The organism is Arthrobacter sp. Bi26 (genome assembly GCF_918697925.1).
In the GTDB taxonomy this organism is placed as follows: domain Bacteria; phylum Actinomycetota; class Actinomycetes; order Actinomycetales; family Micrococcaceae; genus Arthrobacter.
Genome location: NZ_CAKKMF010000202.1, coordinates 1 through 1,663 on the forward strand (window position 1 = coordinate 1; position 1,663 = coordinate 1,663).

A 1,663-nucleotide genomic window follows, 5' to 3' on the forward strand; every position below is an offset into this window, starting at 1 on the left:
TCAGGGATTGGGCGATCTGGGCCATGACTGTGTTGTCCGCCAGGGTGGTCGCGTCGCCGACCTCGCGGCCTTCCGCGACGTCCTTGAGCAGGCGGCGCATGATCTTCCCGGACCGGGTCTTGGGCAGTTCGGGAACCACAAGGATGGTCTTGGGCTTGGCGATCGGACCGATTTCCTTGCCCACATGGTTGCGGAGTTCCTGGACGGTGTCGTCGCCGGAGTCCACGGCATCGCCGCGAAGGATCACGAAGGCGACGACGGCCTGGCCGGTGGTCTCGTCCGCGGCTCCGACGACGGCGGCTTCCGCCACCGCGGGGTGGGACACCAGGGCGGACTCGATTTCGGCGGTGGAGAGCCGGTGGCCGGAAATGTTCATCACGTCATCGACCCGGCCCAGCAGCCAGAGGTCGCCGTCCTCGTCCTTCTTGGCGCCGTCGCCGGCGAAGTACATGGTCTCGAAGCGGGACCAGTACGTTTCCTTGAACCGCTCCGGGTCGCCCCAGATCCCGCGCAGCATGGCCGGCCACGGTTCGCGGATCACCAGGAAGCCGCCGTGGCCGTTGGGCACCGATTCGCCGAGCTCGTCCACGACGTCCACGGCGATGCCGGGCAGCGGGACTTGGGCCGAGCCGGGCTTGGTGGCCGTGACGCCGGGCAGCGGGGCGATCATTTGTGCCCCGGTCTCGGTCTGCCACCAGGTGTCCACGATCGGTGCGGGGTTCTGCTTCCGTTCGCCGTTCTTGCCGGCGTTGGCGCCGATGACCTCGCGGTACCACATCCAGGCTTCGGGGTTGATGGGTTCCCCGACGGAGCCGAGGACGCGGATCGAGGAGAGGTCGGACCGGGCCGGGATGTCCTTGCCCCACTTCATGAACGTGCGGATCGCGGTGGGGGCGGTGTAAAGGATGGAGACCTTGTACTTCTCCACGATCTCCCACCAGCGGCCCTGGTGCGGGGAGTCCGGCGTGCCTTCGTACATGACCTGCGTGGCGCCGTTGATGAGCGGGGCATAGGCGACGTAGGAGTGCCCGGTGATCCAGCCGACGTCGGCGGTGCACCAGTAGACGTCGGTCTCCGGGTGGAGGTCGAAGACCGCCTTGTGCGTGTAGGCGGTCTGGGTGAGGTAGCCGCCGGTGGTGTGCAGGATGCCTTTGGGCTTTCCCGTGGTGCCGGAGGTGTAGAGGATAAAGAGCGGGTGTTCGGCGTCGTGCCCGACGGCGGTGTGCTCGGCCGACGCGGCGCCGACGGTGTCCGCCCACCAGTGGTCCCGGCCCTCGTGCCAGTCCACGTCCTGGCCGTTGCGCTTGACCACAACGACGTTCCGCACGGTGTGGCCGTCGCCATTTCCCGTGTGGGACAACGCGTCGTCGACGGCGGCCTTCAGGGCGCTGGGCTTGCCGCGGCGGTAGGTGCCGTCGGCCGTGACCACAAGCTTGGCCTCCGCGTCGTCAATCCGGGAACGCAGGGCCTCGGCGGAGAAGCCGCCGAAGACCACGGAGTGGATGGCGCCGATCCTGGCGCAGGCCAGCAGCGTGATGACGGCCTCGGGGATCATGGGCAGGTAGACCGCGACGCGGTCGCCCTTGGCCACGCCCAGCGACTCGAAGGCGTTCGCGGCCTTCTTCACTTCCTCGGTGAGCTGTGCGTAGGTGTAGGTGCGGGT

Annotated in this window: 1 protein-coding gene; it reads right to left on the minus strand. The window is 68.1% G+C overall.

Annotation, left to right across the window (positions count from 1 at the left end; all coding sequences use genetic code 11):
• On the minus strand, positions 1 to 1,663 hold a 1,663-nt coding region (acs, locus tag LQV16_RS23445; protein ID WP_229996223.1), incomplete at both ends, for an acetate--CoA ligase.